We start from the raw sequence: 18,891 nt of genomic DNA, 5'->3' as shown, positions 1-18,891 counted from the left end.
CGCATCCTAAAGCAAATGCCCGAAGCGCGGTCTTCTAGGCCTTGGCCAAGCCATTCATGAGCCCGCTGCGTGCGTGGCAGTTGATGTACTCGTAGCTCTGCTCGTCGGCCTTGAGCACCGACACCTCGTGGTACACGCGCAGCTGCAGCTGGAAGTTCAGCGCCTGCACGTAGCGCATGAAGCTGCCGAAAATCGCAACGTGCGTGGGGTGCGACTCGGCCCAGCGCTCCATGTCGGCGAGCGATCGCCAGAAGCTCAGGCCGAACGATTTCTCGAGCGGCGTGCCCTTGGCGTCGAGATGGCGCATGTAGCGGTTGCAGTAGCAGCCGATGCCCAGCCCCTGGTCGCGCAAGAACTCCATGCCTTCGCGCAGCACCGGTTCCATCTCTTCCAGATAGAGCGTGCGTTCGTGGCCGGCGGTGTCGGCCCATTCCTGCCCGGAGCGGATCATCGCGATGTTCTCGTGGCCCGCGATGCGCACGCGCTGCCCCGGCGTGGGAGCGCCCGCAATGATGGCGCGCGTGCCCGAAGGTGCCATCGCATCGGTCTGCGACAACGGAATGCGGTCGCGCATCGAACCCCAGTAGCCGTGCTCCTGCAGTTCGCCGCTCACGCCGCCCATCACCACGCCCACGCCCTCGAGGCGGTCCGGCGTGTTGAACATGGTCTCGAAGTGCTCGACGCGCGGTGAAACGGTTTCGCGGAAATAGCCAAGGCCGTCTGCCAGCCGCTCGTCGGAGCGCCACCATGCATCGACCTCGGGCGCGGCGCACCAGCGTGCATGGGCTGCGGGGTCGTCCCAGTACGCGATGGCGATCATGTTGTCGTAGCCGTCGGCATCGACGTGGTGTGCGAAGTCGTGATGACCCGGGCCGTCGGGCAGCGCGAAGCCGGCTGCGATCTTCATCAGCGCAGCACAAGCTCGCCCTTGCATATCGGCGCCGCGCGACTGCACGCCGAAGTAGCCCATCACCACCTGCCTCACCGCGGCCGGCGCGCGTGCCGACCAGACGGGGTAGGGCGGCGCGTAATCGTCCTCCACGCGGCGGTGGCGCGTGCGTGGGCATTTCAGGTGCTCTGCAATGGCGGATTCCATGGCGTGGCTCCTGCCGGTTCAGGCGGCCAGCTGCTGGCGCGCCGCGGCGGCCGGCTCGGGCGTGGCGACGATGGCTTCGAAGGCACCGCCTTCGACCTCGGGCGTACGCTGCAGCACCACCGGTTCGCGCCGCGTCTTGTTCAGCAGCAGCTGCGTCACGTCGGGCCGCGAGTAGTGGCCGCTCGGGTCGGCCGCGGCCTTGGCAAGCGCAATCATTCCAAGGTCGATGTCCGCGATCACCAGCCCTTCCTGGTCTTCGGCCAGGGGCGTACCGAGCGGCGAACCGTCGGGCGCGTAGATGCGCGCAAAGCCGCCGCCGACGCGCAGCAACTGCTGCTTGCCCGCATCGGTGCACATCAGTTCGCTCATCGCCTGTGAAACCGTGGCGCACGGCGCGACGACGAAGCATTGGCCCTCCGCCGCGTACACCTGGCTGGCCGCATTGTTGAGCTCGGCACCGAGGGCGAAGGCCGCGCCGCGGTAGAGCGAGAAGCTGGGCCAGGCGCCGCAGTGGATCTGCTCGTTCTGTGCATACATCGCATATTTGCTGAGCGGCTGCAGGTGCTCCCAGCATGAGAGCGACCCGATGTTGCCGATGGCCGTTTCGGCCACCGCAAGGTCGGAGCCATCGCCTTCGCCGAACACGGTGCGCTCCACGTGCGTGGGCTTCAGCTTGCGGCGCGTCTGCACGGTGTTGCCCTGGTCGTCGATCAGCGCCTGCGCAATGTAGAGGCTGCCCGCGGCCTTTTCGCTGTAGCCAAGGGACACCCAGATCTTGTGCTTGCGCGCGGCATCGCGAATGCGGTCGAACTCGCCCGACCCGACGACCAGCGCGTTGTCGTGATAGCGCTGCACGAACTGCATGCCCCAGGCCGGCGAATCGAGCCAGATCCACCACGGGTAGCCGGGCACCCAGGTCTCGGGAAAGGCGACGAGCTTCACGCCCTGGCCGGCCGCCTGGGCCATGAGGTCGATGGTCTTGTCGATGGTGCCGTCGAGATCGAGGAACACGGGCGCGGCCTGCACGGCGGCAACGCGGAGCTTGGGGTGAACGGTGGCGGGCATGGCGGGTCTCCAGGAGTGGGGGGGTGAAACAACTTCGCACACCTCGCACCGGGTTTGCGCGGTGGCATGCGGGTTGCTTCAAGCGTAGATTCGCCGCCGCGAAACCCCTTGACCCGAACTTGCGGCGTTCTTGTTCCAGCGTTGCATGCCGGCTTTTCGAAGAAACCCGAGGAACCCCGATGAACCAGTTGTTCAGCACCGATGCCGTTCCGCGCGACCAGCGGCTCGCCTACTGGACCGACATGATCTGCAACGTGTACGTGCAGCTCGGGTGCGATGCGGTGCGCAAGGACGATTCCGGCAATTTCGAAGGCAGCATCCGCCAGCACACGCTGCCGAGCCTTGATGTGTCGGTGGTCAAGTCAGGCCCGCAGAAGGTCATGCGTACGCCGAGGCACATTTCGCGGTCGGGCGACGATTACTTCCTTGTCAGCATTCAGGCTCGCGGCCAAGGCGTGGTGCGGCAGGACGGGCGCGACGCCGTGCTGGCGGCGGGCGACTTTGCGCTGTACGACAGCACCCGGCCCTATGAACTGCTGTTCGACAACGCCTTCGAGCAGATCGTGCTCAAGCTGCCTGGTGAACGCCTGCGCGGCGAACTGCACGACACCGAAGCATTGACGGCCACCACCGTATCGGGACGCGAGGGCGCGGGGCACCTGCTGCTCGGCATGATCCGCACGCTGCGTGAAGACATCGACACCTTGCAGCCTGCGTCGGCACTCGCGGTGGCCAACGGGGTGCAGAGCATTCTTGTCGCCGGGCTGCAAACGCTGCCCGCGGCGCGCGCGCCGGGCCTCAGCAACCTCACGGCCTACCACCTGGCCCGCGTGAAGCGACGCATCGACGAACAGCTGGCAGACCCGTCGCTGTCGGTAGGCAGCATTGCGGCGGAACTGGGCGTTTCTGCCAGCCACATTCACCGCATCTTCAAGAGCGAGCCGCTCACGCCTTCGCAGTACATCTGGGAGCGCCGGCTCGAAGCCTGCAGCCGCGATCTGCTCGAGCCGCGCCTCGCCGGCCGGCCGGTGGCCGACATTGCTTACGGCCGCGGCTTCAACGATGCGGCTCACTTCAGCCGCGCATTCCGCGAACGCTTCGGCTGCTCGCCGCGCGAGTGGCGGCAGCAGCGCGTTCAATAACAACAAAAAACAGAGGGCGCGGCCTTCGCCGGATTACTGCACCAGCAGCACTGACGTGTCGGTCTCGGAAATGACCTTGGTGGCCACCGAGCCCATCAGCGCGCGGCCAAAAATGCCGTGGCCGTGGGTGCCCAGCACAATCAGCTGGGCATGCGCGGCAGTTGCCGACTTGAGGATTTCCTCGGCCGCATGGCCGTGGCGCTGGTCGACGGTGAAGTTGCTCACGTTGTTCTGCGCGAGCAATGCCTTCACGGGGTCGAGCACCTTGGCGCTTTCTTCAGCGTAGTAGTCGTCGACCACCTGTTTGCTCAGGTGGCGCGCCACATGGCCGTGGACGCCGGTACACACATGCACGATGACCAGCTCATGCCCGTCCACGAACATGGCGCGGTTGGCGAGCAGGTAGTTGAGCGCCTTTTGCGTATAGGCGCTGCCGTCGACTGCGATGAGGATTTTCATGAGGCCGGTTATACGGCCCGCGCTTGCCTGCCGCAACGGGTCTCACCCGAGACCCAAGGGGCTTTCACTTCAACAGCCGCGCAGTGTGCGAAGCTGCGCGCTGGCTCAGCCCTGCAGCCCCTTCCAGAGCATGTAGGCGGCCAGCAGGTACAGGATGCTCGCGAACACGCGCTTGAGCTTTTTTACCGGCAGGTTGTGGGCCGCCTTGGCGCCCAGCGGAGCCGTAAGCACGCTGCACACCGCAATGACCGCGAGCGCCGGAAGCCAGATGTAGCCGAAGGCACCATCGGGCAGGCCCTGCACCGACTGTCCGCTCACCACATAGCCCAGCACGTTGGCCACCGCAATCGGAAAGCCGAGCGCGGCGCTGGTGGCCACGGCGTTGTGAATGGAGATGTTGCACCACGTCATGAACGGCACGCTGACGAAGCCGCCGCCTGCGCCCACCAGCCCCGAGATGAAACCGATGGCGCCGCCTGCCGACAGCTGGCCCGCCGTACCCGGCATCTGCCGCGTGGGCTTGGGCTTGCGGTCAAGAAACATCTGCGTGGCCGAGAAGCCCACGAACAGTGCGAACACGATGGCCAGCACGGTGCCCTTGAGCAGCGCGAACACGCCCAGGCTGCCCAGCAGGCTGCCGATGACAATGCCGGGCGCCAGGCGCCGCACGATGTCCCAGCGCACCGCGCCGCGCTTGTGGTGCGCCCGCACGCTCGACACCGAAGTGAAGATGATCGTCGCCATCGAGGTGGCAATGGCCATCTTCACAGCCAGGTCGGAAGCCACCCCGCGGTGCCCCATGATGATGGTGATGAACGGCACCATGAGCATTCCGCCCCCAATGCCGAGCAAGCCCGCCAGAAAACCGGTGCCCAGGCCGAGTGCGGCCAATTCGGCGATCAGGAGGGGGTCGAGCAGGGAGTTCACGCAGCGGAGCCTTGAAAAAAAGCAACGGCCCCGTGCAGCGCATGCCGGGGCCGTTTGAACGGAAAAAGGTGTCTGCAAGTGGGCGCCGAACCCGCATCCTGAACCAGGGTTCAGGTGGGCGAGGGCAGCAAGGCTTCGGGTTCATCTGACGCGAGATGATCACGCCCGCCAAGCGATGTACCAAGCCCGGCTCCGGAGAGCATTGGAACAAGGAAATATTAAGCCCGACGCGCACCGCAGACAGTTCGGATTTTACGCCCCCCGCGGGCCGGGCGCCTCTGTTCAGAGTAAATGGTCATCGCCCGCAAGGGCTTGATCGAGTTTCTGAATGAGCTGGGCGGCCTTGGCGTCGTCCTCGCCGGCCTCTGCCGCGGCTACCGCGGGCACAGCGATTGCCGGGGCGGCCGCAGATGCCGGTGCGGCTGCCGCGGCGGCCTGCTGCGCGGCCAGGTCGAAGGCCAAGTTGAGCGAAGCAAGCACGGCAATGCGGTCGCGCGCCTTCACCTTGCCGGCATCGCGGATCTTGCACATGGCCGCGTCCACCCGGTCGACGGCCTCGCGCAACTGCGCCTCGCCGCCTTCGGGGCAGCCGAGCAGATAGCTCTGGCCCATGATCTGAACTTCAATCTGCTTCATGCGGGGGAATCTTCGGAAGGTGGTTCGGCCGGCAGCCGCTCGAGCAGGGCGTCGAGGCGGGTGCGGGCCGCGGCGAGCCGCGACTTCAGCGCATCGCGCTCGCGCGTGAGCGCTTCGACCTGCTCCTGCAGCAGCGCATTGGTGCGCTGCACCTCTTCATGACGCACGAGCAGGCGTTCCACACGCTCGGCGATCTGGTCGATGGGGCTGGAAGCGGGCATGGTTGGCGATTGTAGTTTCCCAGGGAGGCGGTCCCCATGGCGCTGAACGCCGCGTGGGACCGGGACGGATTCTGCGGCCTGCGCGTTGCTCTTTCCAAACTTTCCGGAGCAGGCCGGCAACAGGCTGCGCAACTTTTGGCTTACTGCGCCTGCGAGAGGCCCTAGAATCCCGCCCGTTGGTGCCTGCGTCGTGGTTCACACGCCGCGGTTCAACGGGAAGCAGGAGTGAACGCCCCCGGAAGCGGGACAAGGCCGAAGCCGCCTGCGCTGCCCCCGCAACGGTCAAGCAGTCGACGCCATGCGCGTCAACCTCATCCATCAAGCCACTGGGCGCCCTGAAACAGGCGCCTGGGAAGGCGGTGAGGTCGCACTGCCAGCCCGGATACCGGCCAACGAGGCGGCTGCCGCATGCGCGATCGATTCGCGCGCATGAAGCAGCCATTGCGCCCAAACGCTGGCGGGGAGGCCGGCGACGGGCATAGACGTTCGTTCGGTCCATTCATGATTTCCTGCGTTTCCCTTTCCCTCGGCCGTGCTCCCGCGCGCCGTCGTCGCCTTGCCTGCCTGCCGCTCGCGCTGGCTTCCGCTTTCGGCGGCCTGGCACTGATGCAGCTGCCCTCGGCAGCGCACGCCCAGCAAGAGGCGCCCGCGCTGGGCGAAACCGTGGTCACGGCCAACCGCACGCCGCAGGCCCTGTCGGATCTGGTGGGCGACGTGTCCATCATCGACCGCCAGACCATCGAGCGCAGCGGTGCCGTCGGCGTGGCGGACGTGCTGGCGCGCCTGCCCGGCATCGAGATGACGCGCAACGGCGGCCTGGGCAGCACCACCAGCCTGTTCATCCGCGGCGCCGACACGCGCTTCACCGCCGTGTACATCGACGGCGTGCGTATCGACTCGCAATCGACCGGCGGCGCCGGCTGGGAAGGCATTCCCCTTGCGCAGATCGACCGCATCGAAGTGCTGCGCGGCCCCGCTGCGGCGGTGTACGGCTCCGACGCCGTGGGCGGCGTGGTCCAGCTCTTTACCCGCCGCGGCGAAGAAGGCGTGGCGCCCTATGCGGGTGTGGGCTTCGGCAGCCACGGCCTTCGCAAGGCGGAAGCGGGCGTGAGCGGGAAGTCGGGCGCGTTCGACTATTCGCTGGGTGTTGCGCATGAAGAGAGCAAGGGCTTCAACGCGCTGCCTATCGAAAAGCGCACGCCCTCCAGGGACGGCCTGACCGACCCCGACCGCGACGCATACCGCAACGACTCGGGCAACCTGCGGCTCGGCTACCAGATCAACCCGGCCCAGCGGCTCGAGGCCACGCTGCTCTACAGCGACACCGAAGCGGGCTACGACTCGCCGGTGAGCACCAGGACGCGGCCGCCGATCCGGTTTACCAACGACGTTTCGCAGAACACGCTGCGCACGGCGGGGCTTTCGTGGTCTGCCAAGTGGAACGACATCTACAGCACGCGCGTGCAGGTGACCGATTCGCAATCGGTCTACAAGACACAGCCTTCGTTCTACCGCACCGAGACGAATCTTCGCGGCTACCTGTTCCAGAACGAATTGCGCTTCGGCCCGCATCTGGTAACGGCCACCCTCGAGCGCCGTGAAGACGCGCTCGAGAACGCGCCCACCACCTTCACCGGCCTGCTTTCGCGCAAGCGCTCGCAGGACGCGGTTTCGCTAGGCTACGGCTTCGTGCAGGGCGCGCATTCGCTCCAACTGCATGTGCGGCATGACGACGACAGCGAATTTGGCGGCAAGACCACCGGCAGCGCCGCCTACGGCTACGCCATCACGCCCAAGCTGCGCGCCACCGTGTCGGCCGGAACCGCATTCCGCGCACCCACGCTGTACCAGCGCTTCAGCGAATACGGCACGCCGACCCTCAAGCCGGAGTCGAGCCGCAACGTCGAGCTTGGCTTGCAATACGCCGACGGCGGCACGCATGCGGGCATCGTCGTGTACCAGAACCGCGTCAACGACCTGATCGTGTTCGACGGCGGGGCCACGAATTGCGATTCGGGCTTTGGCTGCTACGCCAGCACGGCGCGTGCGCGCTACCGGGGCATCACGCTTTCGGGCGGCCACCGCATCGGCGACGTGACGCTGCGCGCATCAGTGGACTTCCAGGATCCGCGCGACCTGGAAACCGACAACCTGCTCGCACGCCGCGCGCGCCGCCATGGCACGCTGGGCGCCGACTGGCGCGTTGCCGGCTGGACGCTGGGCGCCGAGGTGCAATCGTCGAGCAAGCGCTTCGACGATGCGGCCAACACCCGCACGCTGAGCGGCTATACCGTGTTGAACCTGGTGGCCAGCACGCAGATCACGCGCGACATCGGCCTGGTGGCGCGCGTCGACAATGTGGGCGACAAGGACTACACGCTGGCACGCGGCTACGCCACCGGCGGCCGCAACGCCTACATCGGCCTGAAGTGGACGCCGCATTAAGCAAGCCTTGCCGCCGGCAACCCCGAAGGAAGAAAGATGGCCATGACCATTGCGCATGAATTCATCCTCGGGGGCCAGAAGAGCGGCAAGTCGCGCCGCGCCGAGCAGCGCGCCATCGACTGGATGGCCGAGGCGCCCGCTACGCGCCGCGCCGTGCTCATAGCCACCGCCCAAGCATTCGACGACGAGATGCGCGAGCGCATCGCGCGCCACCAGGCCGACCGCGCCCGCCGCGTGCCAGCCATGCGCACCGTGGAAGAGCCGGTGGAGCTGGCGCGCGCCATCGTCTCCGAAAGCGCGCCCGAAACGCTGGTGGTGGTCGACTGCCTCACGCTGTGGCTTACCAACCTGCTGATGCCGCTGCGCTCCGAGGGCGCAAAGCCGGCCACGCGCACGCCCGCGGCGCACGTCGCGATGCTGCTCATCGCGCTGCGAGAGGCACGCGGGCCGGTGGTGCTGGTCGGCAACGAAATCGGGCTGGGCGTGATTCCGCTCGGCCGGGAGACGCGTGCCTTCGTCGATACGCTGGGCCGCATGAACCAGGAAGTGGCAGCCGCATGCCATCGTGTCACGCTGATGGCGGCCGGGCTGCCGTTGACCTTGAAGGCGCCCGCCGCATGAAGATGAAGCACTGGATTCGATTTTTTTCCGCGGTACTCGGCCTTGGTGTTCTTTCGCTGGCCGCGCACGCCGTGGAAGTAACGGACGAGCGCGGCGTTACCGTGACGCTGCCGCAGCCGCCGCAACGCATCGTCACGCTGCTGCCGTCGTTGACCGAAGGAGTCTGCGCGCTCGGCGCCTGCTCGCGGCTGGTGGGTGTCGACAACTATTCCAACTCGCCGAGTGCGGTGCGCGCGTTGCCGCAACTGGGCGGAGGGCTCGACCCCAATGTCGAGGCCATCGTGGCGCTGCGGCCCGACGCGGTGCTGCTTGCCAAGTCGTCCCGCGTGACGCAGCGGCTCGAGGCTCTCGGCCTCAAGGTGGTGGTGCTCGAGCCCAAGAGCCATGCCGACGTGCAGCGCGTGCTCGGCAAGCTAGACCAGGTGCTTGGCACCCGCGAGGCGCCGAACGTGTGGCGCGTGATCGATGCCAGCGTCTCGGCGGCGGCCCAGTCGCTGCCCGACCGCGCGAAGGGCCTGCGCGTTTACTTCGAGGTCAACAGCGCGCCGTTTGCGGCCGGCGAGTCGTCGTTCATCGGCGAAACGCTCACGCGGCTGGGCGCGAAGAACATCGTGCCTGCGTCGCTCGGCCCGTTTCCCAAGCTCAACCCCGAATACGTGGTGCGCGCCAATCCTGACCTCATCATGGTCAGCGTGCGCAGCGCGCAGGGGCTGGAGCAGCGCCCGGGTTGGGGCGGCATCCGCGCAGTGCGCGAAGGCCGCATCTGCCGCTTCAGCGCCGACGAGTCCGACGTGCTCGTGCGCCCCGGCCCGCGCATGGACGAGGCGGCGCGTTTGATGGCACGCTGTCTGACGGAAAAGTCCGGCTGAAAAGCCGCAAGAATTCTCCGTCATGCACACGCACCATCAGCGCAGGGTCTGGCTCTTCGGCATTGCCTTGCTTGGCTTGGGCATTGCGTTCGCGCTGCTCGGGCTGGGCATCGGCAGCACCGGCTTCGAAAGCCTGCTGGCGGCATGGCGCGATCCGGTGGCACTGCAGATCGTGTGGGACATCCGGCTGCCGCGCACGCTCGGCGCCTGGCTCGCAGGGGCGCTGCTCGGTCTCGCGGGCGCGGTGGCGCAGGGGCTGTTTCGCAATCCGCTGGCCGATCCTTATCTGCTCGGCAGCGCATCGGGTGCTTCGCTTGGCGTGGCGGTGGCGCTCATGCTGTTCGGCGGCTCGGTTGCAAACATGCAGTGGGCACTGCGCCTTGGCCTTACCGGCGCAGCTTTCGTCGGGGCGGTGCTCGCGGTGATGCTCACGCTGCTGCTCGCGCGCGGCGTGCAGCAGACGCTTCGGCTGCTGCTGGCGGGCGTGATCGTCGGCGTGGTGCTCGGAGCCGCCAAGGACCTGATCACCATCGCGTCGGCCGATGTCCTGCAGGCCATCCAGGGCTTCATTCTCGGCAGCACCGGGTTGATCGGCTGGAGCGCATGCGCCGTGATGGCGGCTGCCGGCGTGGTGTGCCTTCTGCTGGGCTGGGCGCTTGCGCCGGTGCTCGACAGCCTTTCATTGGGCGAGGCAACTGCAAGGAGCCTTGGCCTGCCGCTGGGCGCCATGCGCGCCGCGCTGGTGGTGGTGCTCGCGCTGGCCACCGGCGCGGCCGTGGCGCAAACGGGCCTGATCGCCTTCGTGGGCCTTGCCTCGCCGCACCTCGTGCGCTCGGTCGTCAAGACCACGCATGCCGGGTTGATCGTGCTATCGACGGCCATGGGCGGGCTGCTGTTGATGTCCGCCGACCTGGCGGCGCGCTGGCTCATCGCCCCGCAGGAACTACCGGTGGGCGTGCTCACAGCCGTGCTCGGCGGCAGCTACCTGCTGTGGCTGATGCACAGGCGCAGCGCGCGGGGAGGCGTGGCATGAGCGGCCGCACTTCCGCGCTCGAGGCACGCGGCTTGAGCGCCACGCTCGGCAGCACCGAGGTGCTGCACGGCATCGACCTGAAGCTGGGCGCCGCGCGGTGGACCAGCATCGTCGGGCCGAATGGCGCGGGCAAGTCGACCTTGCTCAAGGCGCTTGCGGGCTTGCTGCCGCACCGTGGCGAGGTTTTCCTTTTTGGCGAGCCCGCGGCCAAGGTGCCGGGCCGCATTCGCGCACAGCGCCTTTCATGGCTGGGCCAGAGCGGCGCGGCGGGCGAGGGCAGCGCCGACGACCTGATGGTCTACGACATTGCGATGCTCGGCCGCCTGCCGCACCAGCGCTGGCTTGCCGCACCGAGCGCGGAAGACCGCGAGGCCGTGGAGCGCGCATTGCGCAGCACGCAGGCCTGGGAGTGGCGCGAGCGGCCGTTGGGCCAGCTCTCCGGCGGCGAACGGCAGCGCGTGCTGATGGCGCGCGCGCTCGCGGTCGAGGCCGAGCTGCTGCTCATGGACGAGCCGCTCGCCAACCTGGATCCGCCCCACCAGGCCGACTGGATGCAGACCGCGCGTGCCCTGGTGGCCGAAGGCCGCACCGTGGTCAGCGTGCTGCACGAACTGCCGATGGCACTTGCGGCCGACGAACTGGTCGTGATGAACCATGGCCGCGTGGTGCACCACGGCGGCAGCAGCGACCCGGCCACCCACGCAGCGCTCGAGCAGGTGTTCGACCATCGCATTCGCGTGCATCGCGTGGCGGACCAGTGGATTGCATTGCCGAATTGAACGACTTCAGAACCCCACACCATGCAGATCGAAACTCCCCCCAGCGACAAGCCCTACGACAAACCCGAAGGCGAACGCCGCGGCATCGTCATCGTCAACACCGGTGACGGCAAGGGCAAGAGCACGGCTGCCTTCGGCCTGGCGCTGCGCGCCCACGGGCGCGGCAAGGCCGTGAAGATCTACCAGTTCATGAAAGTGCCCTCGGCACGTTTCGGCGAGCACCGCATGTTCGAGCAGATCGGCATTCCCATTGAAGGCCTGGGCGACGGCTTCAGCTGGAAAAGCCAGGACCTGGAGCGTTCGGGCCAGCTGGCGCGCGACGGCTGGGAAAAGGCCAGGGCGGCCATTCTTTCGGGCGAGTTCTTCCTGGTGGTGCTCGACGAGATCACCTATCCGCTGATCTACGGCTGGCTGCCGCTCGAAGGCGTGCTCGAAACACTGCGCGAGCGGCCGAAGCATGTGCACGTGGTGCTCACCGGCCGTCGCTGCCCGCCCGAGATCGTCGAGCTGGCCGACACCGTGACCGACATGACCATGGTCAAGCACGCCTTCAAGGCCGGGATTCCCGCGCAGCGCGGCATCGAGGATTGAGCCATTGGCTGCCGCAGCCGCCTTGTGGCTTGCGCTGGCCATCGACCGTTGGCTGGGCGAGCCGGCGGCGCGCTGGCATCCCGTGGTGTGGATGGGGCACTACCTTGGCTGGTTCGGCTCCCGCCTCGCGCCGCTCGCGACCGATGCAAGGCCGCGCGATCTGCCGCTGTTCCTGAAGGGCGCGCTGGCCTGGTGCGTTGGTGCAATGGTCGTTGGCGCCATGGCCCTGACGGTGCAGGCAACCGCACTGCAATGGCTGCCCGGCTGGGCAACTGCCGTAGTGATCGCGCTCGCACTGAAGCCGCTCTTTGCATGGCGCATGCTGCGCAATGAAGTGCTGGCCGTGGAGGCGGCGCTCGCGGTGTCGCTGGAGGCGGGCCGTGCGCAGCTCGCCCGGTTGGTGAGCCGGGACGTCTCCATGCTCAGCGAAAGCGAAGTGCGCGAAAGCGCCATCGAGTCGCTGGCCGAGAACCTCAACGATTCGCTGGTCGCCCCGCTGTTCTGGTTTGTGCTGCTGGGCTTGCCGGGCGCCGCGGTCTATCGCTTCGCGAACACGGCCGATGCCATGTGGGGCTACCGCGGCGAGCGCGGTGGCCGCGACTGGACATGGTTCGGCAAATGGGCCGCGCGGGCAGACGACGTGCTTTCGTGGCTGCCGGCCCGGCTCACCGTGCTGCTGCTTGCGCTCGCGTCGCGGCAGTGGCCGCGAGGGCTGGCGCCAGAGGCGCGCCGCACGCCTTCGCCCAACAGCGGGTGGCCGATGGCGGCGATGGCATTGCTGCTTGGCGTGCGGCTGACCAAGCCCGGCGTGTACGCCTTGAATGCGGAAGGGCGGCGCGCCGAAGCGGCCGACACACAGCGCGCGGCGCAACTGAGCGGCAGGGCCGCGCTGGCGCTGGCGGCGTGTGCATCATTGGCGATCTTCGCCATTGCGAGGTGGGCATGACACTGGAACGAACGACACCAGCCCGTGCGCTGCATGGCGGCCCCGACGAGGCCGGCGCGGCGCGGCACGATTTCTCGACCAACGGCAACGCGACGGGCCCGTGCCCTGCCGTTCTGGCGGCGCTGCGCGCAGCCGATGCAACGCACTATCCAGACCCGGCCTACACGTCGCTGCGCCGCACATTGGGAGCCTTTCATGGCGTGGCCGCCGAACGCGTGGTAGTTGCGGCAAGCGCGAGCGAATTCATCCATCGCATCAGCGCCGCGTGGGCGCAGGGCGGCGGACTGGAGGTCTGCCTGCCGCTGCACAGCTATGGCGATTACGAGCGTGCGGCATCGTCCTGGGGCTTGCAGGTGTTGCGCACCGCTGAACCGCGGAGAAGGCCGGCGCTGCGCTGGTGCTGCGAGCCCTCGAGCCCGCTGGGCCAGGCCGATCTGGTGCCGCACGTGGACGCAGACGGTGCCTGCGTGCTCGACATGGCCTACGAGCCGCTGCGTCTCGAAGGCCGGCCGTCGTTCGACGCCGCACAGCGCAACCGCGTCTGGCAAGTTTGGACGCCGAACAAGGCGATGGGCTTGACGGGCGTTCGCGCTGCCTATGCCATCGCACCCGAAAACGACAAGGCCGCGGCCCTGAATCAACGCATCGAGCAACTGTCACCTTCATGGCCCATCGGCACGCACGGCGTGGCGCTGCTCGAAGCCTGGGCCGGCGACGAAGCCCAGGCGTGGCTCGCGCAAAGCCTGAACACCTTGCGAGCATGGAAGGCGCAGCAGCGCACCCTCTGCGAATCGCTGGGATGGGATTGCCTGCCGAGCGACGCCAACTTTTTCTGCGCGCGCACCGATGTGCCGTATCCGAAGCTCGCCGCAGAATTGCGCGCCGAAGGCATCAAACTGCGCGACTGTGCATCCTTCGGCCTGCCGGGCCACGTGCGGCTGGGCGTGTTGCCGCCGCAAAGCCAGCAGGCCCTCAAAGAGGCATGGACACGGGCGGCAAAAGCAGCCGAACATTGAACGGACGCAAGCAGGAATCCATCGCCACCATGCTCTACGCCATCACCACGCTCTTTCTTTGCCAACTGGCCGGCGAACTGCTCGTGCAGTGGCTGTCCCTGCCGATTCCCGGTCCTCTGATCGGCATGCTGCTGCTGTTCGTCGCGCTGCTCGTGCGCGGCGCCGTGCCCGAGGCATTGAGCGAGACCTCCGGCCATCTGCTGCGCAACCTCATGCTGCTGTTCATTCCGGCGGTGACCGGTGTCATGCTGCATTTCGAACGAGTAGGACGCGAGTGGCTGCCGTTCCTTGCGGCCGGCATCGTGGGCGCGGCCTTCACCATGACGGTGACGGCGCTCACGCTGCGCTGGATGATCCGCATCACGGGCAAGGAGGCTGAATGACCGCCCCGGCAAAGCTATCGGAGATCTGGGTCTTTCTTGCGCAGTCGCCGCTGCTCTGGCTGTCGCTCACGCTGCTGGCCTACCTGGGCGCGCTGTGGCTGCACAAGCGCAGCGGCAGCAGGCCGTTGGTCAATCCGGTGCTGGTGTCGGTGATCGTCATCGTCACGGTGCTGCTCGTCACGCGCACGCCGTACGACACGTATTTCGAAGGCGCCAAGTTCGTGCACTTCCTCATCGGCCCGGCCACCGTGGCGCTGGCCGTGCCGCTCTACGGCCAGCTCGCCCGGCTGCGCCGGCTGTGGCTGCCGATCGGCGTGGCGCTGCTGGTGGGCTCCGTCGCGGCCATTGTCTCGGCCATCGGCATTGCCTGGGTGCTGGGCGGCTCGCATGAATTGATGATGTCGCTCGCACCCAAGTCGGCCACCATGCCGATTGCAATGGGCGTGGCCGAAAAGATCGGCGGGCTGCCCTCGCTCGCCGCCGTGGCCGCCGCCGTCGCGGGCATCTCGGGCGCGATCATGGCGACTGGCCTGCTGAACCTGCTGCGCATCAAGGAACCGGCCGTGCGCGGCTTTGCGGTAGGCATGGCGGCGCACGGCATCGGCACCGCGCGCGCCATCCAGGTGAATGAAACGGCAGGCGCCTTTTCTGCGTTGGCCCTGGGGCTGAACGGCATCGCCACCGCACTGCTGGTGCCGTTGCTGGTCAAGCTGCTGGGCGTTTTCTGACCCGGGTTTTCTGACGCAGAATGGCGCTCCCATCGACGTTGGAGCGCACGGCATGGCCCAGTACACCGCAGAGATCCTCTGGCAGCGAGGCGAGCAGGACTTTCTCGGCAACAGCTACAGCAGAAGGCATTCGATGCGCTTCGACGGCGGCGCGGAAGTGCCGGGTTCCTCGTCGCCGCACGTGGTGCCGTTGCCGTTTTCAGATGCGGCGGCGGTCGATCCCGAAGAAGCCTTCGTCGCTTCGCTCTCGAGCTGCCACATGCTGTGGTTCCTCACCATGGCGGTGAAGCGCAAGTTCACCGTCGACCGTTATTTCGACGCGGCAAGCGGCATCATGGAAAAGATCGCCGAAGGCAAGCTGGCGATGACGGTGGTCACGCTCCGGCCCCAGGTCACGTTCTCCGGCGACAACCTGCCCACGCGCGAGCAGGTCGAACACATGCACCACCGGGCGCATGAGGAATGCTTCATTGCCAACTCGGTGAAGACCGAGGTGCGCTGCGAGCCGGTGTTCGGCTGAGTCCGTTCAAGCGGAGAACGGCTCAGCGCCGCTGCAGCCGCGGGCTCTTCGCAAACAGCTCGGCCGCCCAGTCCACAAAGGCCCGCACCTTCGCGCTCAGGTGGCGGTTGGGCGGGTAGACCACATGGATCGGCAGCGGGTCGCGGTGCCAGTCGGACAGCACCTCGATCAGCTCGCCGCTCTCCAGGAGCGGCTCGGCCATGAACGTGATGCACTGCGAAATGCCGAAGCCGCCGAGCACCGCCGCCATGTGGGCGTTGCTCTCATTTACCGACACGCGATACGGCCCGTTGAGCTCGATGGTCTCGTCGTCCTTCTTGAACTCGTGCGGGTATATGCGCCGCGTGCTGCCCGAAAAGTAGCTCACCACGTGGTGCCGCTTCTCGATGTCGTTGGGGTGCTGCGGAATGCCGTAGCGCTTGATGTAGGCGGGCGACGCCACCGTCACGAAGTGCAGTGTGCCGATGCGCCGCGCCACCAGCGACTGGTCGCTCAGCTCGCCGGCCCGGATCACGCAGTCCACGTTGTCGGTAATGAGGTCGACCGTGCGGTCGCTCACGCCCAGGTCGACCTGGATCTCGGGGTAGCGGTCGCAGAAGGTGGCCAGCGCGGGCAGGATGATCAGCCGCGCCACCGAGGTGCCCACGTCGATGCGCAGCCGCCCCGTGGGGTTGGCCTGCGCATTGGTCATGCTGGCTTCGATGTCGTCGAAGTCGTTCAGGAGGCGCGCCGCGCGCTCGTAGTAGGCCGCTCCGTCGGGCGTTACCGTCACGCGCCGCGTGGTGCGGTTGAGCAGCTTCACCCGAAGGCGCGATTCCAGCGCCTGGATCTGCTTGGTGACCGTTCCCTTTGGCAGGGCGAGCGAATCCGCGGCCCGGGTGAAGGTGCCTGCTTCCACCACGCGGACAAAGATCCGCATTGCCTGGATTTGATCCATTGATGACTGTTCCTGGGAACCCGGCCGCTGCCGAGGGGGAGCGGATTCTCACACAAGGTGACAATCCCTATCGTTTCCCGGATTGTTCGCCGTTTGGAAACAGAGTAGGGGCAGGTTGCCTGTTTAACACCACACTGGCCGCCTTATATTTCGACTATCGCCAATCCTCCTGAGGTTGCCTCCATGTCACCCCGTCCGTCGTCCCGCTCTGCCGAAGCCGCTGCTCTTGCCGCGGCGCAAGGCGTGGAAGCCGATCTTTCGATCGAGCTGCCCGGCCGCGCGCCGGTGGATGCCCGGGTCTACGGGCAACGCCCGCGCGGTGAAACGGTGCCGCTGGTGCTGCATTTCCATGGCGGCACCTTCGTTTGCGGCAACCTGGACAACGGGCGCAACGTGGCTCGGCTGCTGGCTGGGGCCGGTGCGGTGGTGGTGTCGGTGGCGTATCCGCTGGCACCCGAATCGCCGTTTCCCGAGCCCATCGAAGTGGGCTATGCGGCGCTCGAGTGGCTCTACAAGCAGCGCGTCAAGCTCGGCGGCAAGGGCGCCCAGGTGTACTTGGCCGGCGAAGAAGCCGGCGGCAATTTGGCCGCCGGGGTGGCGCTGATCGCCCGCGACCGGGCGCATCCGCCGCTGGCGGGGCAAATCCTGCTGTCGCCCATGCTCGACCCGTGCGCTGGCACCGCGTCGCTGCGCAAGGCCACCAACGACGAGGCCGAATGCCGCTGGGCCAAGGGCTGGGAAAAGTACCTGAGCTGCCCCTCGAACGCGACCCATCCCTACGCCGTGCCGAGCGGATCGCTCCGGCTTGGTGCGTTGGCACCCGCGCTGGTGCTGGTGGGCGCCGACGACGCCATGCGCGATGAGGCGCTGACTTTTGCCGGCCGCCTGCGCGCAGCCGGCATCGACGTGACAAGCAGCGTGCTGCCCGGCGCCGCCAACTGGCCCAAGGCCCTGTACGACCCCGAGCCCTCGGGCTGCAAGGCCTGCGAAGCCAGCGTGCAGCAGCACTTCCGCGAATTTTTCAGTGCCACCACGCCGCCTCCGGTAGCACCCAAGCCCAGCTAGGTGGGCCGGTCGCGGCAGCCCAGCCAGACGTCGCGACGCCTTTCCCCGGCCCACCGGTAACCCCGGTCAATTTCGAATTCCGCCTCCTGGTGCCAAAAGCGCCGGGGTGGCCTGTTGCATCCCAAAAAGTCATCGAGAAGGACGAACCATCATGTCGAACAATAAGCAAAAACTGTCTTCCGTCGCCCGCAAGGGCCTGTGGCCCACAGTGACCGGGCTCACCGCACTGCTGGCTGTGGCCGCCGCGGTGCTCGGCATGCAAAGCTTCAAGGCGGAGGCCACGGCACCCGCCGCGGCGCAACAGGGCACGCCGGTGTCCGTGGCTACCGTGGCCGAGAGCGAAATCAACGCCTGGGACGAGTTCTCGGGCCGGCTCGAAGCCGTGCAGCGCGTCGATGTGCGCTCCCGCGTGGCGGGCGCCGTGCAGGCGGTGCACTTCCGCGAAGGCGCCCTAGTGAAGCAGGGCGACCTGCTGATCACCATCGATCCCGCACCGTACGCCGCCGAAGTGGAGCGTGCCGAAGCCCAGGTGGCTTCCGCCCAGGCCCGCCAGGCATTCAGCCGCAGCGAGCAGGAGCGCGCCAAGCGCCTGTGGGACCAGCAGGCCATTGCCCAGCGCGAATACGACGAGCGTGTGAACGCCAGCCGCGAGGCCGATGCCAACCTGCGTGCCGCGCAAGCGACGCTGCAGTCGGCGCGCCTCAACCTGGGCTACACGCAAGTGCGTGCGCCCGTGTCGGGCCGCATCGGCAAGCTCGAAGTGACCCAGGGCAACCTGGTGGCCGCGGGCCCCGGCGCACCGGTGCTGACCACTCTGGTGTCGGTGAGCCCGATCTATGCGAGCTTCGACGCCGACGAACAGGTGATCACCCGCGCCCTGAAGGACCTGCCGAGCGGCGCCAGCGCACGCGGCCAGATCGAGAGCATTCCCGTGCAAATGGGTACCTCGGGCTTCGACGGCACGCCCTTCATCGGCAAGCTGCAGCTGATCGACAACCAGGTCGATGCCCGCAGCGGTACCGTGCGTGTGCGTGCTTCGTTCGACAACAAGGACGGTGCGCTCATTCCGGGCCAGTTCGCCCGCATCCGCATGGGCCAGGCACGCAACGACGCCGCACTGCTGGTGAGCGAACGCGCCATCGGCACCGACCAGAACAAGAAGTTCGTGATGGTCGTGGGCGAAGACAACAAGGCCATGTACCGCGAGGTGACGCTCGGCGCATCGGTCAACGGGCTGCGCGTGGTGAGCAAGGGCCTGAAGGCTGGCGAACGCGTGGTGGTCAACGGCCTGCAGCACATTCGCCCCGGCGCACTGGTGGTGCCGCAGAACGTGACGATGGACGCCAAGGCCGACACCAAGCAACAACAACCGGAACGCGTCGCGGAAGCCGCGAAGTCCTGAACTCGGAGGG

General features: G+C 67.3%; 21 protein-coding genes and 1 riboswitch. Of the genes, 14 read left to right on the top strand and 7 right to left on the bottom strand.

Annotated elements, in window-relative coordinates; genetic code table 11:
• Positions 1–34: 34 nt before the first annotated feature.
• Positions 35–1,096 (bottom strand): phenylacetaldoxime dehydratase family protein, encoded by a 1,062-nt coding sequence (locus V9L21_RS11860; RefSeq protein ID WP_337312043.1) that lies wholly within the window; start codon positions 1,094–1,096, stop codon positions 35–37.
• Positions 1,097–1,114: 18 nt separating this feature from the next.
• Positions 1,115–2,161 carry a carbon-nitrogen hydrolase family protein gene (locus V9L21_RS11855; RefSeq protein WP_337312041.1) on the bottom strand — a complete coding sequence of 349 codons (1,047 nt, stop codon included), beginning with the start codon at positions 2,159–2,161 and terminating at the stop codon, positions 1,115–1,117.
• A 179-nt stretch (positions 2,162–2,340) separates the two neighbouring features.
• Between V9L21_RS11855 and V9L21_RS11850 the strand changes: the two genes are divergently transcribed.
• Positions 2,341–3,303 carry a helix-turn-helix domain-containing protein gene (locus tag V9L21_RS11850; protein WP_337312038.1) on the top strand — a complete coding sequence of 321 codons (963 nt, stop codon included), beginning with the start codon at positions 2,341–2,343 and terminating at the stop codon, positions 3,301–3,303.
• Positions 3,304–3,336: 33 nt separating this feature from the next.
• Here V9L21_RS11850 and V9L21_RS11845 read toward each other — a convergent pair whose 3' ends face one another.
• The 4 genes from V9L21_RS11845 to V9L21_RS11830 form a co-directional block, all read right to left on the bottom strand.
• Complete coding sequence (locus V9L21_RS11845; protein ID WP_126749671.1) at positions 3,337–3,762, bottom strand: universal stress protein; 426 nt, start codon at positions 3,760–3,762, stop codon at positions 3,337–3,339.
• A 105-nt stretch (positions 3,763–3,867) separates the two neighbouring features.
• Positions 3,868–4,689, bottom strand: coding sequence for a sulfite exporter TauE/SafE family protein (locus V9L21_RS11840; RefSeq protein ID WP_157614262.1), 822 nt, complete (start codon positions 4,687–4,689; stop codon positions 3,868–3,870).
• A gap of 282 nt (positions 4,690–4,971) precedes the next feature.
• Complete coding sequence (locus tag V9L21_RS11835) at positions 4,972–5,325, bottom strand: cell division protein ZapA (protein WP_337312035.1); 354 nt, start codon at positions 5,323–5,325, stop codon at positions 4,972–4,974.
• The gene (locus V9L21_RS11830) at positions 5,322–5,546 is read right to left on the bottom strand and encodes a DUF904 domain-containing protein (RefSeq protein ID WP_093023459.1); all 225 of its coding nucleotides are present in this window, start codon (positions 5,544–5,546) and stop codon (positions 5,322–5,324) included. Before V9L21_RS11830 ends, V9L21_RS11835 begins: the two co-directional genes overlap by 4 nt.
• Before the next feature lie 161 nt (positions 5,547–5,707).
• Positions 5,708–5,954: riboswitch (cobalamin riboswitch) on the top strand.
• 93 nt (positions 5,955–6,047) lie between these two features.
• Here V9L21_RS11830 and V9L21_RS11825 point away from each other — a divergent pair.
• From V9L21_RS11825 to V9L21_RS11775, 11 genes are read left to right on the top strand one after another with little or no spacing between them, the layout of a single operon-like run.
• Entirely contained in the window at positions 6,048–7,991 is a 1,944-nt protein-coding gene (locus tag V9L21_RS11825) for a TonB-dependent receptor domain-containing protein (protein ID WP_337312033.1), read from the top strand.
• 42 nt (positions 7,992–8,033) lie between these two features.
• Positions 8,034–8,612: a bifunctional adenosylcobinamide kinase/adenosylcobinamide-phosphate guanylyltransferase gene (gene cobU, locus V9L21_RS11820; RefSeq protein ID WP_337312243.1), complete on the top strand. Its 579-nt coding sequence runs from the start codon at positions 8,034–8,036 to the stop codon at positions 8,610–8,612.
• Positions 8,609–9,481, top strand: a complete 873-nt coding sequence (locus tag V9L21_RS11815; protein WP_443304713.1) for an ABC transporter substrate-binding protein — start codon at positions 8,609–8,611, stop codon at positions 9,479–9,481. Before cobU ends, V9L21_RS11815 begins: the two co-directional genes overlap by 4 nt.
• A gap of 22 nt (positions 9,482–9,503) precedes the next feature.
• Positions 9,504–10,514, top strand: coding sequence for a FecCD family ABC transporter permease (locus V9L21_RS11810; RefSeq protein WP_337312031.1), 1,011 nt, complete (start codon positions 9,504–9,506; stop codon positions 10,512–10,514).
• Positions 10,511–11,293 (top strand): ABC transporter ATP-binding protein, encoded by a 783-nt coding sequence (locus V9L21_RS11805; RefSeq protein WP_337312029.1) that lies wholly within the window; start codon positions 10,511–10,513, stop codon positions 11,291–11,293. Before V9L21_RS11810 ends, V9L21_RS11805 begins: the two co-directional genes overlap by 4 nt.
• Before the next feature lie 21 nt (positions 11,294–11,314).
• Positions 11,315–11,884, top strand: a complete 570-nt coding sequence (cobO, locus tag V9L21_RS11800; protein WP_281151129.1) for a cob(I)yrinic acid a,c-diamide adenosyltransferase — start codon at positions 11,315–11,317, stop codon at positions 11,882–11,884.
• A gap of 4 nt (positions 11,885–11,888) precedes the next feature.
• Positions 11,889–12,830, top strand: coding sequence for an adenosylcobinamide-phosphate synthase CbiB (gene cbiB / locus V9L21_RS11795; RefSeq protein ID WP_443304710.1), 942 nt, complete (start codon positions 11,889–11,891; stop codon positions 12,828–12,830).
• Complete coding sequence (locus V9L21_RS11790) at positions 12,827–13,846, top strand: aminotransferase class I/II-fold pyridoxal phosphate-dependent enzyme (protein ID WP_337312026.1); 1,020 nt, start codon at positions 12,827–12,829, stop codon at positions 13,844–13,846. Before cbiB ends, V9L21_RS11790 begins: the two co-directional genes overlap by 4 nt.
• Positions 13,847–13,875: 29 nt before the next feature.
• Positions 13,876–14,229, top strand: a complete 354-nt coding sequence (locus V9L21_RS11785) for a CidA/LrgA family protein (RefSeq protein ID WP_157616725.1) — start codon at positions 13,876–13,878, stop codon at positions 14,227–14,229.
• Positions 14,226–14,957, top strand: a complete 732-nt coding sequence (locus V9L21_RS11780; protein ID WP_337312024.1) for an LrgB family protein — start codon at positions 14,226–14,228, stop codon at positions 14,955–14,957. The genes V9L21_RS11785 and V9L21_RS11780 overlap by 4 nt, the downstream gene beginning before the upstream one ends.
• Before the next feature lie 52 nt (positions 14,958–15,009).
• On the top strand, positions 15,010–15,477 hold the full coding sequence (locus tag V9L21_RS11775) for an OsmC family protein (RefSeq protein ID WP_337312022.1): 468 nt from the start codon (positions 15,010–15,012) through the stop codon (positions 15,475–15,477).
• A gap of 22 nt (positions 15,478–15,499) precedes the next feature.
• On the opposite strand, the gene V9L21_RS11770 is transcribed toward V9L21_RS11775, so the two are convergent.
• Positions 15,500–16,414 (bottom strand): LysR family transcriptional regulator, encoded by a 915-nt coding sequence (locus tag V9L21_RS11770; RefSeq protein ID WP_337312021.1) that lies wholly within the window; start codon positions 16,412–16,414, stop codon positions 15,500–15,502.
• 183 nt (positions 16,415–16,597) lie between these two features.
• Here V9L21_RS11770 and V9L21_RS11765 point away from each other — a divergent pair, with 183 nt between their 5' ends.
• Complete coding sequence (locus tag V9L21_RS11765; RefSeq protein ID WP_281151122.1) at positions 16,598–17,479, top strand: alpha/beta hydrolase; 882 nt, start codon at positions 16,598–16,600, stop codon at positions 17,477–17,479.
• A 151-nt stretch (positions 17,480–17,630) separates the two neighbouring features.
• Positions 17,631–18,881, top strand: coding sequence for an efflux RND transporter periplasmic adaptor subunit (locus tag V9L21_RS11760; protein ID WP_337312018.1), 1,251 nt, complete (start codon positions 17,631–17,633; stop codon positions 18,879–18,881).
• Positions 18,882–18,891 lie beyond the last annotated feature (10 nt).

The sequence above is a fragment of the Variovorax sp. CCNWLW235 genome (genome assembly GCF_037204085.1).
Lineage (GTDB): Bacteria > Pseudomonadota > Gammaproteobacteria > Burkholderiales > Burkholderiaceae_C > Variovorax.
Note: the sequence above shows the minus strand (reverse complement) of the source record. Positions and strands in the feature narration are given on the sequence as shown.